Annotated in this window: 17 protein-coding genes; 4 read left to right on the top strand and 13 right to left on the bottom strand. The window is 42.3% G+C overall.

Annotated features, from left to right (window positions below):
* Positions 1–356: 356 nt before the first annotated feature.
* Together pssA and JMW94_RS08010 are read right to left on the bottom strand one after the other, a co-directional pair.
* Positions 357–1259: a CDP-diacylglycerol--serine O-phosphatidyltransferase gene (gene pssA / locus JMW94_RS08015; RefSeq protein ID WP_227685456.1), complete on the bottom strand. Its 903-nt coding sequence runs from the start codon at positions 1257–1259 to the stop codon at positions 357–359.
* A 42-nt stretch (positions 1260–1301) separates the two neighbouring features.
* Entirely contained in the window at positions 1302–2177 is an 876-nt protein-coding gene (locus JMW94_RS08010; RefSeq protein ID WP_045446718.1) for a 23S rRNA (adenine(2030)-N(6))-methyltransferase RlmJ, read from the bottom strand.
* A 129-nt stretch (positions 2178–2306) separates the two neighbouring features.
* On the opposite strand from JMW94_RS08010, the gene JMW94_RS08005 reads away from it, so the two are divergent.
* Positions 2307–3062, top strand: coding sequence for a 2OG-Fe(II) oxygenase (locus tag JMW94_RS08005; protein ID WP_201603823.1), 756 nt, complete (start codon positions 2307–2309; stop codon positions 3060–3062).
* A 106-nt stretch (positions 3063–3168) separates the two neighbouring features.
* Positions 3169–4383 (top strand): succinyl-diaminopimelate desuccinylase, encoded by a 1215-nt coding sequence (dapE, locus tag JMW94_RS08000; protein ID WP_201603821.1) that lies wholly within the window; start codon positions 3169–3171, stop codon positions 4381–4383.
* Positions 4384–4465: 82 nt separating this feature from the next.
* On the opposite strand, the gene JMW94_RS07995 is transcribed toward dapE, so the two are convergent.
* The 7 genes from JMW94_RS07995 to JMW94_RS07965 all read right to left on the bottom strand — a co-directional run bounded on the left by JMW94_RS07995 (position 4466) and on the right by JMW94_RS07965 (position 9956).
* A protein-coding gene (locus JMW94_RS07995) for an IS5 family transposase (protein WP_201603819.1) occupies positions 4466–5216 on the bottom strand; the annotation gives its coding sequence in 2 pieces (ribosomal slippage) (positions 4466–4997 and positions 4996–5216; 753 coding nt in all).
* A gap of 99 nt (positions 5217–5315) precedes the next feature.
* A complete protein-coding gene (locus JMW94_RS07990) occupies positions 5316–5816 on the bottom strand; it encodes a GyrI-like domain-containing protein (RefSeq protein ID WP_045446712.1) in 501 nt (166 codons plus the stop codon).
* A 74-nt stretch (positions 5817–5890) separates the two neighbouring features.
* Positions 5891–6100 (bottom strand): Fe-S cluster assembly protein IscX, encoded by a 210-nt coding sequence (iscX, locus tag JMW94_RS07985; protein WP_021812734.1) that lies wholly within the window; start codon positions 6098–6100, stop codon positions 5891–5893.
* Between the two features lie 130 nt (positions 6101–6230).
* Complete coding sequence (locus JMW94_RS07980) at positions 6231–6785, bottom strand: acyl-CoA thioesterase (RefSeq protein WP_201603817.1); 555 nt, start codon at positions 6783–6785, stop codon at positions 6231–6233.
* A 173-nt stretch (positions 6786–6958) separates the two neighbouring features.
* Positions 6959–8359 (bottom strand): NAD(P)(+) transhydrogenase (Re/Si-specific) subunit beta, encoded by a 1401-nt coding sequence (locus JMW94_RS07975; protein WP_413786190.1) that lies wholly within the window; start codon positions 8357–8359, stop codon positions 6959–6961.
* Positions 8356–8694, bottom strand: coding sequence for a proton-translocating transhydrogenase family protein (locus tag JMW94_RS07970; RefSeq protein WP_201540922.1), 339 nt, complete (start codon positions 8692–8694; stop codon positions 8356–8358). Before JMW94_RS07970 ends, JMW94_RS07975 begins: the two co-directional genes overlap by 4 nt.
* A gap of 95 nt (positions 8695–8789) precedes the next feature.
* A complete protein-coding gene (locus JMW94_RS07965; RefSeq protein WP_201603815.1) occupies positions 8790–9956 on the bottom strand; it encodes an NAD(P) transhydrogenase subunit alpha in 1167 nt (388 codons plus the stop codon).
* A 483-nt stretch (positions 9957–10439) separates the two neighbouring features.
* Between JMW94_RS07965 and yaaA the strand changes: the two genes are divergently transcribed.
* Entirely contained in the window at positions 10440–11240 is an 801-nt protein-coding gene (gene yaaA, locus JMW94_RS07960; protein ID WP_201603813.1) for a peroxide stress protein YaaA, read from the top strand.
* A 103-nt stretch (positions 11241–11343) separates the two neighbouring features.
* Here the strand turns inward: yaaA and JMW94_RS07955 are convergent, their stop codons facing one another.
* The 3 genes from JMW94_RS07955 to JMW94_RS07945 all read right to left on the bottom strand — a co-directional run bounded on the left by JMW94_RS07955 (position 11344) and on the right by JMW94_RS07945 (position 15367).
* Positions 11344–12897, bottom strand: coding sequence for a hypothetical protein (locus JMW94_RS07955; protein ID WP_201603811.1), 1554 nt, complete (start codon positions 12895–12897; stop codon positions 11344–11346).
* Between the two features lie 439 nt (positions 12898–13336).
* Positions 13337–14968, bottom strand: a complete 1632-nt coding sequence (gene groL, locus JMW94_RS07950; protein ID WP_201603809.1) for a chaperonin GroEL — start codon at positions 14966–14968, stop codon at positions 13337–13339.
* A gap of 105 nt (positions 14969–15073) precedes the next feature.
* Entirely contained in the window at positions 15074–15367 is a 294-nt protein-coding gene (locus tag JMW94_RS07945; RefSeq protein WP_041757514.1) for a co-chaperone GroES, read from the bottom strand.
* 537 nt (positions 15368–15904) lie between these two features.
* Between JMW94_RS07945 and JMW94_RS07940 the strand changes: the two genes are divergently transcribed.
* Positions 15905–16675, top strand: a complete 771-nt coding sequence (locus JMW94_RS07940; protein WP_045446684.1) for a DUF3108 domain-containing protein — start codon at positions 15905–15907, stop codon at positions 16673–16675.
* Between the two features lie 89 nt (positions 16676–16764).
* Here JMW94_RS07940 and JMW94_RS07935 read toward each other — a convergent pair whose 3' ends face one another.
* Positions 16765–17241 (bottom strand): hypothetical protein, encoded by a 477-nt coding sequence (locus JMW94_RS07935; RefSeq protein ID WP_201603807.1) that lies wholly within the window; start codon positions 17239–17241, stop codon positions 16765–16767.
* Positions 17242–17272 lie beyond the last annotated feature (31 nt).

Below are 17272 nucleotides of genomic sequence, written 5' to 3'. Positions count from 1 at the left end.
TGCGTATTATAGAGGGTTTGAATCTTTAGTCAAGGGCTATTTTATCTTAATTCAAATAAATTTGGTGATTAGACTAAACTGGCAGAATGGCGACGCTACTTTTGCTTTAACTGGATGGCAGTGTATGTTTATTTAAGGCTGGGCTGAGGTAAGCTCGTAAATAAGCATGCTTATTTCATCTCAATCATGTAGGTTTCTTTAACGAGCCGTTATCAATGATCATTAGCTAAAAAATGAGTTGGTCCTTCTTTATCTTATCGTGATGAATACACTGATAGCCAGCTGGATATATAAAGCGCATAAAAAAAGGAACTTACCCTACGGTAAATTCCTCAATATGACACGAACAGTCAATTCTAAAAATTTGCTTTTGCTTTGATCGTCGTAACAATACCCGACAATGCATAGATAATACCAATAGCTAAAATACCGACAGGTATGTCATAGAGCACAATACTCATGACCAATACACCGATTATTAGAACCACAAAAGGTACTTTCTTTTTATCAAACTCTTTAAAGCTATAGTATTTGACGTTACTAACCATCAGTAAACCACAAATCACCACCCAAGCAGCAAATAAGAACATGACTGCCGTATCGTACTGCCCAACCCATTCATTATGGTCGACAGCGACCATAACCGCTGCCGTTACTAATATAGCAGCTAGTGGACTGGCCAAACCGACAAAGTATTTTTTATCAACAATGCCGACCTGAACGTTAAAACGTGCCAGACGGAAGGCAGCACAGGCGGTAAAGACAAACGCACAGCCCAAACCAATGCGACCTAACGGCTGCAGCGCAAAACTATAAACTAAGATCGCTGGTGCAACACCAAAAGCCAGCATATCGGCAAGCGAATCATATTGCTCGCCAAAGGGGCTTTGCGCATTAAGCATACGCGCCACTCGCCCATCAGCACCGTCGAGAATAGCGGACAAAAAGATGGCTAAAGAAGCTTTGTAGAACTCGCCTTGCGTACTGGCCAAAATCGAGTAAAAGCCAGATAGCAGTGACAAGGTTGTAATTAGGTTTGGCGCTAGATACACACCGCGACTGACTACTCGCTGCCCTTCAGCAACTTCTGCTTCAATCACTTCAAAGGTCAAGCCATCATAACTCTCATTATCCGCTAAGCGAATATTGAAATCATGCTCATCAACAAAGGGCGGCTCGGCGGCTGCGCTGTCTTGTAACAATCCATCATTTAGAGGCGGATGATTTGATTCGTCTTTAGGTGATTGCACGTTAGTCATCTCAATATCCTTATTTGCCGGCATAGTTATTCACTAACATGGTTATTCGCCGACTAGCCAGCGTACATTGGTTGCGCTATCAGGCGTTAAGTCTGGAGCATCAGCCACTTTTAATGCAGGCTGTAAGAAGCGTAATATCTCACGTGCATGATTATCAAATTGCCAAGGTGGATTGATGACCAGTAAACCTGTACCGTTAAGACCAACCGCCACATCATTTGGATAAATATTCAGCTCACAAACCAACTGGCGGCGCATTTCAGTACGCTTCAGTTTTTTGTAAAACAATTCAACGGCTTCAACGTTCTTAATAGGGAACCAAAGCGCATAAGTGCCTTGTGGCCATTTATTATAAGCAGCAACGAGTAAATTTATAAGGCGTGTAAAATCTTTGTGCTCTTGCTCATAAGGCGGATCAAGAAAAATCAGACCGCGCTTTTCTTTTGGTGGAATAACGGCGGTAATACCTTCAAAGGCATCACGATGCTGTATACCAATGGGTAACTTGTGCAACTGATAATTTAGCGCATCATATTCGCTAGCTTTGGCTTCAAAAGCTTCACCGCGCACGCCTGCATCTGGATTTTTCTCGATATGATGGGCAACCCACCAAGGAGAACCAGGATAGACTTTATTGTCATAAGTGAAACGGGCTTGCTTAATGCCTTCCATATAATCTTTGACAGCAGCGGGTGCCTTGTCAGTATTGGCATTTAGTAACGCTTGGATACCACCTTTGGCCTCACCTGTCTTGCGCGCTTCTTCACTGCTCAGTGAATACAGTCCGCGACCACCATAAGCATCAAGCACATAAAAAGGTTTGTTTTTTTGCCCCAATTGATTAAGGAGTTGTACCAATAAAATGTGTTTAACCACATCAGCAAAGTTACCAGCGTGGTAGGCGTGTTTATAGTTCATAATCTCAAAAGTTTAAATAAGAAAAATTACATCTATGGTAGCATAGGCAGAGTAAAAGATAACGATGGTTTTGGTAAAAAGGCATTGATTGGCTATGTATTGCTAGCTAACTGACCATAGTGAGACGAAATGACAGAGATTATTAGCAATCTTGATGTGACAAAGTTGGTGATTGATCATCCGATAGGAGAAGATAATCCACCATTATTATTTCCTCATAGCGACGACCCAAGCCAAAAACTGCTGACTCAGCGCGTATTACACCAGTCTGATTTTGATATTAGTTGGCAAGATAAGCTGACTGATACACAACTAGATACATTCGTTGATGATGGGTGGATCATTATTGATGAGGTCTTTGAAACGAAAGCGCTGTTAGCCTTGCAAGCAGAGAGTGGTTTTATTGACTATCGTGACGCCGAGCTGACGGCTGGTATTCGTGTCAGTAATATTCGCGGTGATCGCATCCGCTGGATTACAGAAAACTTCTTTGCTGGGTTTTATTATTTGCAAAGTATCAATGCGCTTGCTGCCTTATTTAATCGCAGTTTATTTGCCGGTATTCGCCACAGTGAAGCGCATTATGCTTGCTATCCGCTGGGTTTTGGCTACCAATGGCATAGTGACAATCCAGCTGGGCGTGATGAACGCGTTATCTCTGCGGTGTTTTATATCAATGATGAATGGGAACCAACTGACGGCGGCGCACTAGAAATCATTGATAAACATGGCATTCATCATAACGTCATGCCTGTCGCCAATAGATTGGTGATATTTGACAGTGACCTAAAACATCAAGTGCAAATTGCCCATCGGCAGCGTTACTCTATCGCGACGTGGATGCGCCGTGATGGTTTGGTGCCGTTTGTTGAAGATAATATTTAAAACGTATTAGCAAGCAACGAGCAACGACTGCAAGCAACGACTAATTGTATCGTGGCTGCCAATCTTAAAAATTTATCATTTTAATTTATAATAAAAAGGTTTATTCATGTCGGACTTTAATAAACAAACCATCCATCAACAAGAAAACCATCAGCAGCAAACGCTAGATTTAAGTATTGCGCTACTTGAACGTCCTTCAGTCACCCCAAATGATGACGGTTGCCAAGATATATTGTCAGAGCGCTTGGAGCGAGCGGGCTTTGACTGTGAGTTTATGTATTATGGTGATAGACAAGCAAAGGGCGAGCACGCTGAAGTCAAAAACTTATGGGCGCGCCGTGGCACCATTGATCCAGTTATTTGTTTTGCTGGTCATACCGACGTCGTGCCTACGGGTGATGAAAACAATTGGACGTATCCGCCATTTACGCCAACCATCGCTGATGGTTACCTATGGGCTCGCGGAGCCGCCGATATGAAAACGGGGATTGCGGCTTTTACCGTCGCCGCCGAGCGTTTCGTCGCTAATTATCCTGAGCACAATGGTTCGATTGCTTTTTTAATCACCTCAGATGAAGAAGGCCCGTCTATTAATGGCACGGTCAAAGTCATTGAGACCTTAGAAGCCCGCAATGAAAAAATCACCTATTGCTTGGTTGGCGAACCATCGAGCACAGATACGCTCGGCGATATCATTAAAAACGGTCGCCGCGGCTCATTGGGTGCGGAACTTACGGTCACTGGCAAACAAGGTCATGTTGCATACCCGCATTTAGCTTGCAACCCTATTCATGCCACGATGGCAGCTTTGGCAGCACTGACTGCCGCTACTTGGGATAATGGCAATGACTACTTCCCTGCGACATCACTGCAAATATCAAATATCAATGGCGGTACAGGTGCCACCAACGTCATTCCTGAGACGTTAAAAGTTATCTTCAACTTCCGCTTTTCAACGGAAACGACTGAAGATGAACTAAAAGCAAAAACGCATGCTATCTTTGACAAATACTTTACTGATAGTAAGGCCGGTTATAATATCCATTGGAAATTATCTGGTCAGCCGTTTTTGACCCCTGAAGGTAAACTGGTTTCTGCCTGTCAAAAAGCGATCAAAAAGGTAACTGATACTGACACGACACTATCTACATCAGGTGGTACTTCTGACGGACGCTTTATTGCACCAACGGGTGCACAAGTCGTTGAGCTTGGTGTAAGAAATGCGACGATTCACCAAGTTGACGAAAAAGTAGAAATCGATGACCTAGGCAAGCTCGCCCAAATTTATGAGGGAATTTTAGAGAATTTACTGTTAGATTAATCATTCGTTGAAGTAAGCGAAAAAAGCGCCAAGTCTGATAGCAGACTTGGCGCTTTTTTATTATTTTGACTAGGGCGTGTCTTCAATTCATCTTACAATGAACGATAGTACACGCCAGATAAAGCATTGACTTAAAATTACGAGCTAACTTTTCATAGCGAGTGGCGATACTACGAAAGTGTTTAAGCCTTGCAAACATATTCTCTACTAAATGACGCAGTTTGTATAAATAGCTATCAAACTCTGGATTAGGCTGTTTGGCGTTTTTTCTTTTGGGGATGATGGGTATCATATCGTGACTTTGAGCTTTATCCCTGATCGCTTGTGAGTCATAGCCTTTATCAGCGATGAAGTAATCTGCATGCCCAATCATGTCAATCAATTCACCTGCAACTTGACTGTCGTGGACGTCACCCCCAGTGATTTTAAAATGGAACGGATATCCATCGGCATCACAGGATAGGTGTATCTTTGTAGTTGCGCCGCCACGGCTTCGCCCAATCGCTCGATCTTCACCACGCCGAGCTCCACTTGCATGCTGGTGACAGCGAACATAGCTTCCGTCTGTGAATACCCATTCCGTATCAGTTTCTTTTCGTAAGCTAAAAAAAATTCGCCCATAAGCCAGTTTTCGACCAGCGATTAAAGCGACTATAAGCTGTTTTCCAAGAACACAGTTCTTTAGGTATGTCACGCCAAGGCGCACCTGTGCGTAGCTTCCACAGTATGGCTTCCATGACCTCTCGACTGTTTTGAGTTTGATAGCAGCCATGCTGTGTCATCGTTGATTGAAGTTGATCCCAAAGCGTATCTGTCAGTGCTGTTCTTGCCATGACTTGTACTTCTCGCATCGTCTCAATAGATGCGGTATTGTAACTATTATTTATGGCTTATCCAATTGAAGACACGCCCTAATTTATTCAATAATAACTTTACTCAATACCGATATAGAGATCAACTTGACCATACTCTAGATTACCACCGATATAATGCTCAAAATCGACATCAAAAGTTCGGGTATGTTCACAGCTGCGATCATTAAAATAGGTCCAAGCCTTTTCCCAAGCATTCATCACCGTGTATGGCATTCTACCCTGCTCAGAGAATACCAAATACTTTCCTGCAGGAATATCTACTGTTACTAGGTTTGCAGCCTTAGACATATTTTCACTGTCTGATGGCTCTTGCTCACTGGCTACCTTCCAACTGGCAACCACGTCAAAAGCGCCGACCAAATCATCGCTCTCATAGTTATGATAGACACCATAAATGTCTTCGCCTTTAGGCAGATCACTGGCATGGTTTTGATAAAATTTTTGCCATAAACGACCCAGTTTCGCCGTGTCTTCGCTAATCTCAGCGTTATTGGTCGTACGAACGCTAATACCTTTACAAGTTATTGCTTCAGGTAGCTCTTTAATTTGTGACGTCATGATCTGTAAGTCCTATATATTTATTCAGTTTTCTATTTGGGATAGTATTAAAAATAGCGCTTCAGGGTATAAATCTAATCTGCTTCATCAATCCAATTCATCTGAATGGCTTCCAAGATACCTTCGTTTGATTTTTGTGGATCATCATCAAAACCTTCAAGCTCAGTCACCCAGCGATGTAAATCAGTAAAACGAATGTACTGCGGATCGGTCTCTGGAAACTTCTCATACAGCTCAATAGCGATATCTAAGCTGTCTGTCCATTTTAATTTTTGCGGGGTCATGATGGCTCCTTAACTTTTAATCATTTTTAGACACGTCATCAAATCAGTGATCAATTTGATTGGTAATTTGATTGGCAACTTAATAACCGCTATCCTACCAAAATTCGCCCGCTGATTATAGACAAGTTCGTTATGCAGCATTTGTTGTTTTACTTGTTTCAGTAGATTTAATCGCCACTTGATGCTGATTCCAAGAATCAATGACCTCATTCAACCGCTCGCCTATCATATCCAATATCTCTGGCGCACATTTGCCTTTTTTATTGGTCAATACAAACTTAGTCATACCAACGCCCATCAGCTGGTTTTTTACAAAAAAGCGCGTTTCAAAATAAACGTATTTTTTATCCCAGCCAGCAAGCGTGCTATTTACCGTCATTTTATCTAAAAATTTAACTTCTTTCAGATAAACCATTTCTTGCATGGCGATAACCCAATTCAAGGGCTTAATGCCTTTTTGATGACAGCACGCCATCAGCCAACGAGTAACGTTTAGCTCGATAAAAGACAAATAACGATAATTAGGCAGATGATTCCGAAAGCCCATATCATGCGGCAACACTCGATAATGACGAACCGTCGGTGCAATCAAGAGCTCAATACTAAGGCGCTCGCTTACTGATTGCTGCTTAAGTTGTTGTTTTAGCAAACTGACCATAATAAAAAAACGTATCAACATATTCATAAATAACTCTCTTAACGCTTATTTTGTGTAAACTTATTGGGTATAAATTATTGTATATAAAACAGCGACTGGCTATAAATGCAGAGTACCTTAACGCAAAAAAGCCACCTAAGTGACTTTTTTATTTAAAAGCGGATATTTAAAAGCTTATATTTAAAAACTAACTTTAAAGATTAATGACCTGCACCATTGATACTACGTACCATCTCTTCGACCATTTTCTTGGCATCACCAAAGATCATCATGGTTTTATCCATGTAGAACAGACTATTATCAAGCCCTGCATAACCTGTATTCATTGAGCGCTTGATGACCATGACCGTTTGGGCTTTAGTGACTTCTAGAATCGGCATACCAAAGATTGGCGACGTTGGATCATCTTTCGCAGAGGGGTTTACCACATCATTTGCACCGATAACCAAGACCACATCGGTACTCGCGAAGTCTGAGTTGATCTCATCCATTTCTAAAATATCATCATAAGGTACGTCAGCTTCAGCCAATAGCACGTTCATGTGACCTGGCATACGACCCGCGACTGGATGAATGGCAAAACGCACGTTAACGCCTTCTTCTTTTAGCAACTCATACAGCTCTTTTACCGCGTTCTGTGCACGACCTTGCGCCATACCATAACCCGGAACAATAACCACACTACTTGCATTGGCCATTAAGAACCCAGCATCTTCTGCTGAACCAGCCTTGTAGTTTTTAGGTGCACCATCATCAGCGCCTGCTGCTACAGCTCCTGTACCCATACCGCCAAATAAGACGTTGAGTAATGAGCGGTTCATGGCTTTACACATGATATAAGACAAAATCGCACCTGATGAACCGACGAGCGACCCTGCGATAATCAACATCGAATTGCCGAGGGTGAAACCAATTCCTGCCGCCGCCCAACCAGAAAACGAGTTCAATAGTGAGACCACCACTGGCATGTCACCGCCGCCAATTGGGGCAATCCACATCCAACCAAATATCACGGCAATCACTGCCATCGCATAAAACGCTGGTAATGAGTCAGTGACGAAATACACGCCACCGAAAGCAATCATCGCAATAAATAATAATGCTTGGACGGGTTTTACCCAACCCCCAACCAATGTTTTCGCCCAGCTCTTCGCTGCCAATTTACCAAAGGCAAAGACCGAAGCTGAGAACGTAATCGCACCGATGAAGCAACCGATAAATAGCTCTACACGGGCAACGGCACCATGTTGCTGTTCAGTATGCAATACGGTTGCCAGTGCAATGGCGACCGCTGCCAAACCAACGAACGAATGCATCAAGGCAACGGTTTCTGGCATTTGTGTCATCGCAACCGTCTTTGCCTTCCACATGCCGACGAGGGCACCCAAAATCATCGCACCGATAATTAACCAAAGGACAGGGCCTTCTGCTAAGAAAAATGTCGTGACGACTGCAATCGCCATCGCTACCATACCAAAGCGGTTACCTCTGATAGCCGTCTTTGGGCTGGATAAACCGCGCAAGGTTAAAACGAAGAGAATCGCGCCGACCAGATAGAACCAATCCGCATTTGCCGCAATCATTGCTGAGAAATCATTCATGCGTCACCTCCGACATCAGTGGTTGCTACTGGTGCTTTTTTTACTTTCGGTTTAAACATCGCAAGCATACGCTCAGTCACGGCAAAACCACCGAAGATATTGATACTGGCTAAAAACACGGCAAAAGCACCAAGGATACTGGTCGGTGTAAAGACAGAACCATCAATCGTGACGGTCTGTAGCATGGCACCAACGATGACGATACTTGATAGTGCGTTGGTGACGGCCATCAATGGTGTGTGCAGTGCAGGCGTGACGCCCCAAACCACGTAATATCCGACAAAGATAGCGAGTACAAATACGGTAAAAATCGCTACAAATGGTGTGCTACTCATGGCCGCACCAGCTGGCGCTAAAATAGTGGCAATCATCTAATCCTCCTAAAAATTTATTCGTTACTGGCAAATGTGTAGTGAAAGGCAGTCAAAACTTAGCGTTTGGCTAGTCGTACCTGACTGTCATGTGTCACTGCCAGTGCGCCTTGAATCTCGTCTTCCATGTCTAATTTAAGTGCCAAATTAGCTGATGCATCACTTGCTGACGCGTCATCGCTAGCAGGCGCAATTAATGTGGTGATAAAGTTAACCAAATTGTTGGCATACAAATCTGAAGACTGCGCGGCGAGCATCGATGGGATATTGGCAGCACCAACGATACGTACGCCGTTGTCTGTAGTAATGGTTTCGTTAGGCACACTGCCTTCGACGTTGCCACCTGTACCAGCAGCCATATCGATCAATACGGAACCCGCCTTCATTTTAGCAAGGGTTGCACCGTGCACCAGACGAGGAGCGTTACGACCAGGGATCTGCGCTGTAGTAATGACGATATCCGCATTGCTCAGGGCTTTGTCGACGACAGCGGCTTGGTCTTTGACATATTGCTCTGATGGCGTCCACGCATAACCACCGGTAGACTTAGCTGTTTCAGCCTCCTCTGCACTCATCGGTACATCAAGCCACTTACCACCCAATGACTCCACTTGCTCGCGAGCGGTTGGACGTAAATCACTCGCTTCTACCACTGCACCCAAACGCTTGGCTGTCGCAATCGCTTGCAAGCCAGCAACCCCAACGCCTAAGATGACCACTTTAGCAGGCTTAACCGTACCAGCTGAGGTCATAAACATCGGGAAAGGACGCGAGTATTCATTGGCCGCTAGCAATACTGCTTTGTAACCAGCAAGGTTGGCTTGCGATGACAAGACATCCATATTCTGTGCGCGTGACAATGTGCGAGGTAAAAGTTCCATCGCAAAGGCAGTGACACCTTTGGTCGCATAAGTGTCAAGCTGAGTATTACGATATGGGTCAAGCATGCCAATGACAATCTGACCTGACGTTAAGCTTTCAATAGCTGCAGCTGGTAAGTCATTAACGGTGGTAATAATTCGAGACTGTGCGATTACCTCGGCACTGCTGCTGGCAATATCGGCACCTGCAGCCTGATACAACTCATCCGCATAATATGCCGCTCTACCTGCACCTGACTGTATGACGACTTCAAACCCAAGCTTACGCAATTTTTTGACTGCGTCTGGGGTTATCGCTACACGGCTCTCGCTCGCGACATCTGCACTGATTACACCGATTTTCATACCGTCTCCTTACTTACGTCTAATGACTATACTTACGTCTCACGACTACCTTTAACACCCTCAACGCACATTTAAAAAGCACAGGGGACAAAAAAACCTTTGGTCATGGTTGGTTCAACATCATGACCAAAGATTATCAATTTAATAAATGATAGCGACTTTGCCATCATGCCTTTTTATTATAGAGACATCATCTGCCAACTTTCATTGCCTAATGATGACCCACAAGTAAAATAAAAAGTTAGGCATTTACACCATCTGCATAACTTTTATTGTTATATTAAAAATTTTTCCTTTTCAATTAAACGCTAGACTTGACAAGCTATCGGCTTATATCACTCAAATATCTATCCTTTTTAAGGGTAACGTTAAAAAACACGAAATAACGATGGGTAGGTCAAGATACATTGCTGCTTATCGTATAATAAGAAAACTTAATACATAAATAGACTACCCATTGACTAACTATAATAAGGAATGACGATGTATTTTTTACTTTCCCCTGCCAAATCTTTAAATGAGAAAGATGCGGTGCCAGTGAACTTAGACAAATATTATAGTCAACCAGAGCTCATCGAACATGCGCAAGCATTGATGAAAAACTTAAAATCAAAAGAACCGATTGATTTACAAGAACTGATGGGAATCTCTGATGATTTGGCACAGCTCAATGCCAAGCGCAATCAAGAGTGGCGTTGGAGCAACGATAAGCCCTTTACTTTAGACAATGCCAAACCGGCAGGCTATTTATTCGATGGCGATGTTTATACTGGACTTGATATGTATCATATGGATAAAGACACCGCCATTTACGTCAATAAGCATCTAGGTATCTTGTCTGGATTATATGGCGTACTGAAACCGCTCGATTTAATTCAACCCTATCGTTTAGAGATGGGTACCAAACTGAAAAATGAACGTGGTGATAACCTTTATGAGTTTTGGGACGAGAAAGTAACTGCCATTATTAATGCACGTATGGTGGATAGTGATGATAAGATTTTGATTAATCTGGCGTCAAATGAATATTTCAAAGTGGTCAAGAAGAAAGCGCTGAATGCGGAAGTTATCACGCCACGATTTGAAGATGAAAAGAATGGTCAATACAAAGTGATTAGCTTCTATGCCAAAAAAGCACGCGGACTGATGGTGAAGTATGCTGCTGATAATAAGCTTAGCAATGCTGAACAACTAAAGCAGTTTAATTTGGCAGGATATTATTACTGTGAAGAGGCTTCTGATGATAAAACGTGGACGTTTAGACGGGATGCAGCCAGTCAGTAGTTTTTAAAAACATATCTAAAATATAAATAAACCCCGATAAGCTGAGCCTATCGGGGTTTTTCGACAGAATATTATCACCAGTTGCCGTAAAAATTCTCAATGATTATACAGTAAAACGCAATTTATCTCTTGAGACATCAAGTACGACAGTTTGATCATATACGTTATAGGTATGGAGACGATCGATCTCGTTTTCCCAATTGGGTTCGATATAACGCACAAAGGTTTCTTTGTAAGATGTCGGTGTCAACTCTTCTACCAGATACAAAGCCACTCTACGCCCATACCTAATAGTGCCATCTTGAGCCGTACGAAACAGCTGACCATCTCTCTTAAATAATGCACCTGCTAATCGTGACCCACGCACGTCAATTTTTAAAGGCGCCGAGGGATGAATGGTCCAGTTATCTGACTCCAACTTATCAGACGTATAAATATGCAATTCCAAATCCATTGTAAGGACTGAAATTGAACCATGCGTGGTAAAAAGATACCATAAGCCATTGCGCTCAATAACGGCACTATCTGCTGCCTGAACCCCAGACACCAACTCATGAACTTTTTCCCACTTCTGCGGAAAATCCGTCGCTTTTAATAGGTTAATACAATTGGTCTTGGCCGCTTCTGGAATCATATATACAGCGTCTTCATGCTCGAATACATTAGGAAAGCTTAAATGAGAGCTAATACCTAAATCGACTGGTCCAGAATTGATAACTTGATGGTGCTCATCCAGTTCCACCCACTCTATACGGCCGATACCTTCTTTATAATTTAAGCTCTCAAAAAATATATAACGCCTTGAATCTCGCTCAATATAAAAAGGGTCAGCCCAAAAACATCCTTTTTCAGGCAATAGCTCAGTGTATGTTTGCATCGACTGATTAATAGAACCAATCAAAATACTCCAGTTATTATGATAAAGACTCTTATAGAAAGTCTTTATCGTATAGTTTTTAAAAAAACTCATCAAATGCCGTATGGCAGTCAGTTGCTGGGGTTGTTCATAAATTGCATCGTCAAGCATTGAATTCGTCGAATTTCTACTTTTGACGCCAATTTTATTTTTATGGAAATACCAATACAATATAGATGCTGCGACACCATTTAATTTATGCTCGGTTAAATTATAGTCCCAGTAAAATAAAGAACCATATCCTCTCCCAACGACTTTATCACCATTAAGATGCTCATTTAACAGATGTAGCGTGACTACGCTATTCTCCCATTGTTCGGCAAACTGCCAATACAATGCTGATCCGCGTCTTTGTTTGGTTTCATCGCCGTAACGAAATAAGAGAATACCTTTTTTTGAAACACTCAGAACTCTCCCTGCTAAGGTTCGAAAGCCAAATTTGATCAGATAATCTAGATTGGCGGCTTCAAGTTTCTCAATCACTGAATCCTCAATCTCATCATAAATTTTATCCTGATTTGCAACTGATATTACGATGGGCATCTCACCATTAGCCACCAAGTCATGAATAGAATAACGTTTGGTACTACTCTTATTTCGAGAAAGAAAAGAAAATAACTTTTGATTAATGGAAGGAATAACTTTGGATAGACGAGACATGTGATACGCTTGTTTTTTATCTCGTTGGACAGCAATACAGACTTCGACTACGCCTTCATTCACGAGAGACTTTAGGGGCATAAACTTATACCATGCCAATGTTTCATCTTCATCACCTTAGATTACACATGAGTTTTTATAGTCTCTAGCCCACCACACGTGCTCAAACTCCCTTTGAGTAAAGTAAAGATCCACTGTATGTATTCTCTATAACAACTATATCTCAATAATCAGTTAATTGAAAATTTAAATTTATATTAGAAATATTAATCAAATTTGATATCAAAAACCCAAGCAATCTCAGCTCGCTAGGTTTTTTCTGTGTAACGCTAACCATCATAGTAGATGCAAAAAAAGCCCTGCTATCTTTCGATAACAGGGCTTTTAATAGTTAAACAGACTTTATGACAAAGTCATACTTCTAGCAAAAGCGATTTGTCGAGGAAGATGCGCAAAAATAGTACCTGTTGTACATTGAGCGCATCTGACGAAAAGAAATCGCTTTGTAGCAGAAGTAAAATTACATCATGCCGCCCATTCCACCAGCACCGCCCATGCCAGCCATACCGTCATCACCTTGTGGCAAATCAGTAATCATGACTTCGGTAGTTAGCATTAGGCCTGCAACAGATGCTGCATTTTCTAGTGCTGAACGAGCTACTTTAGCTGGATCAAGAATACCCATCTCTAACATATCGCCGTATTCGCTAGAAGCTGCGTTGTAACCGTAGTTACCGCTGCCACTCTTCACTTCGTTGACCACAACTGATGCTTCTTCGCCAGCGTTGGTGACGATTTGACGTAATGGTGCTTCCATTGCGCGACGTAAGATATTGATACCCGCGTTTTGGTCATCGTTATCGCCACGTAGCTCAGACAATGCATTCATTGCACGAACTAAGGCTACACCACCACCAGGTACAACGCCTTCTTCAACCGCTGCACGAGTCGCATGTAGCGCATCGTCAACACGATCTTTCTTCTCTTTCATTTCAGTTTCAGTCGCAGCGCCCACTTTGATAACGGCAACGCCGCCAGCCAGTTTCGCCATACGCTCTTGAAGCTTTTCTTTATCGTAGTCAGACGTTGATTCTTCTACTTGACGTTTAATAGATTCAACGCGATTTTCGATGTCAGCAGAGTTACCAGCGCCATCAACGATCACGGTATTTTCTTTACCGACAGTGACTTTTTTAGCCGTACCCAATTGCTCAAGAGTAGCAGTCTCTAAACTTAGACCAATCTCTTCAGAAATCACAGTACCGCCAGTTAGCGTTGCGATATCTTCTAGCATTGCTTTACGACGATCGCCGAAACCTGGTGCTTTAACGGCACAAGTTTTTAAGCCGCCACGCATGTTGTTGACAACCAATGTCGCCAAAGCTTCGTTTTCTACGTCTTCAGCGATGATTAGCAATGGCTTGCTCTGCTGCATCACTTGCTCAAGTAATGGCACGATTTCACGAATATTGCTGATTTTTTTATCAACCAACAAGATATATGGGTTTTCAAATTCAGCGGTTAAGCTGTCTTGCTTATTCGCAAAGTACGGGCTGATATAACCACGGTCAAACTGCATACCTTCTACGACTTCTAAGGTATCTTCAAAGCTTGAACCTTCTTCAACGGTGATAACGCCTTGCTTACCGACTTTTTCCATCGCTTGAGCAATTAGCTCACCGATTTTGGTGTCTGAGTTGGCAGAGATAGAGCCCACTTGAGCAATCGCTTTTGAATCGTCAGCTGGTGTAGCCAGCAAATGAATTTGCTCAACAGCAGCGCGAACCGCTTTATCGATACCACGTTTTAGATCCATTGGGTTCATGCCAGCGGCAACTGACTTCATGCCTTCTTGCAAGATAGATTGCGCCAATACAGTCGCAGTCGTCGTGCCATCACCAGCGACATCATTTGTGCGGCTAGCCACTTCACGGACCAATTGAGCGCCCATGTTTTCGAATTTGTTTTCAAGCTCGATTTCTTTAGCAACCGAAACACCATCTTTAGTGATGGTAGGCGCGCCAAATGATTTATCGATAACCACGTTACGACCTTTAGGGCCTAGGGTTACGCGTACTGCATTTGCTAGGATGTTTACGCCATCCATCATTTGTTTACGGGCATCAATGCCGAATTTTACGTCTTTTGCCATGTTAAATTACTCCACTATTATAAGTATGAGAATGCAATTAAATGTTTCAATAATTTTTAAATAATGTTGTCAAAATGCGCTGAGTATAAACATACTCAAAAAGGACTAGCCTTCTAACACACCCAATACATCAGATTCTTTCATAATCAATAGTTCTTCGCCGTCAACTTTCACGGTTTGACCAGCATATTGACCGAACAAGACTTTGTCGCCAGTTTTTACATCTAACGCGCGAGTTTCGCCGTTGTCACGAATCTGACCGTTACCAGTTGCTAGTACTTCACCTTGTGAAGGTTTTTCTTGAGCAGAACCAGGAAGCAAGATACCACCAGCCGTTTTTGTTTCTTCTTCTATGCGGCGGACAACGATGCGATCATGTAAAGGACGAATATTCATCAATATGTCTCCAATAATTTGGTTATTTGCAGTAAGGGTTTATTTGAATTAATGGTCTCAATACCAATATCTATAGGCATTACTGCTTAAAACAGCATTCTAAAGATAAGCTTTGAGCTTGTATCAAAAAGTGGGGGCAAAGTGAGTTAGCTTCAAGTGTAAAGCCCAAAAATTTACAAGAATTTTGCATATCGTGGATTATTTAGTTGGTAATGACGTTTATGAACAGTTATTTGATTGGATTGCACCGTATTAAAGGCCTTAGCAAGATTTTAAAAGCAGCCATATGAGTGCTAAATTTCAACACTGATAAGTTACCGCATATCATTTACAACTGACCGATTAACTTACTCCTACTTACTCAACTCACGCAAGTGACGCCTGATGATATAGCGATCGATGCCAGCAACCTTGACTACAATAGCAACACCACAGGGACAGCTGGCACTCTTGAAAAGATAGCAGAACATGACCATTATAGTCCTTGAGAAAATAACAATAGTTATAAGCAATGCCATAAATAGCGATTAAGGAATGTCCATGAGTTTTTTATCAAACGATCAAAAGTCATTAACAACCGATACTAATAATACTAAACGCAGCAAGTCTAAGTTTTTAACCGCCTTAACCACTGGGGCCAGTATTGCTACGATTGGAGCGATAAGTATGACTGCACCTACTCTTGCCAGTGCAAAGAATATCGAACCTTCAAGCGCCAACTACAGCTTCACCGTTGAAGACAAATATAAAGGTACGGCTACTCGCACGCTTAACAAATCAGGCAATACTTGGAAATACAATGTCAATGCTCGGGTGGCAGGTGTTGCAAGTGCTTCGCAAAACAGCACTTTTACCATCAACGGTAATAATGTCATTCCGACTCAAGCCAGCACTACTTATAAGCTATTAGGCGTTGGTCGCACGCACAAACTAGACTTCAATCCAAGCAGTAAAAAGGTGGTGAGTAACTATAAAGGCAAATCGACGACCATGAACATGGCACAACAAGCTTTTGATGATTTAAGTTTGGAAGTACAAATTCGCCAAGATTTATTGAACGGTAAATTCTCTGGCAACTATTACATGGCGAAAAAAGACAAAATAGAGAAAACCCCTTTTAAAAAATCTGGCAACACCAAGATTACCGTTCCAGCTGGCACATTTGATACCGTACGTGTCGACCGTATCCACGATGACAATAGTCGTTCTACCAGTTTTTGGCTGGCACCAAGCTTAGACTACCTACCAGTAAAAGTTAGCCAAATTAATGATGGCAAAAAGATGGATTTAGAATTAACCAAAGTAAATTAAGCTTTTTATTAAATAAGCAGAAATAGCATAAAAAAAGCGGCGCTCTAAATAGAGCGCCGCTTTTTTTGTCTTACACTTCGCTAAATCAACTAACGTGGCTGCTTAACGACGTTGTTCATTGAAGGAAGACGCTTTAGTAGAATAAACAACCAAATATTGATTGTCAGTAATAAGACAAAATCAAGCAAATAAACCACTATCTCTGCCCAACTGCTGCCGTAAACGCGGGTAAACAGCACTACACCACTCGCCCCCAAATAAACCAAGGTAAGCATACTGCCTATCAATAGCACATATGGCGAACGACCCCGTAGTATCGCGGGCGTCAAAATAAATGCTGGTACTAGCCATAATGCTTGCCAGGCGATACCGCCAATGACATCAGGACTACTGGGATTAAAAACATTGATAAAAACAGGTAGCCCAAGCAGTCTATAAACCAACCAAATCAGCCAAGTCACCATCAAGCGCTGACGAATGGGCGTAATTGGCTTTTTAAGTTTGGCAGGTTTGGCAGATTTTTTGGCTGGTGCGCTTATCTCACTATCGGAGCGGTTTGTGACCATTAGATATATTTATTTCCTAATTAATAGCGTT

The organism is Psychrobacter immobilis, assembly GCF_904846185.1.
In the GTDB taxonomy this organism is placed as follows: Bacteria; Pseudomonadota; Gammaproteobacteria; order Pseudomonadales; family Moraxellaceae; genus Psychrobacter; species Psychrobacter immobilis_B.
Note: the sequence above shows the minus strand (reverse complement) of the source record. Positions and strands in the feature narration are given on the sequence as shown.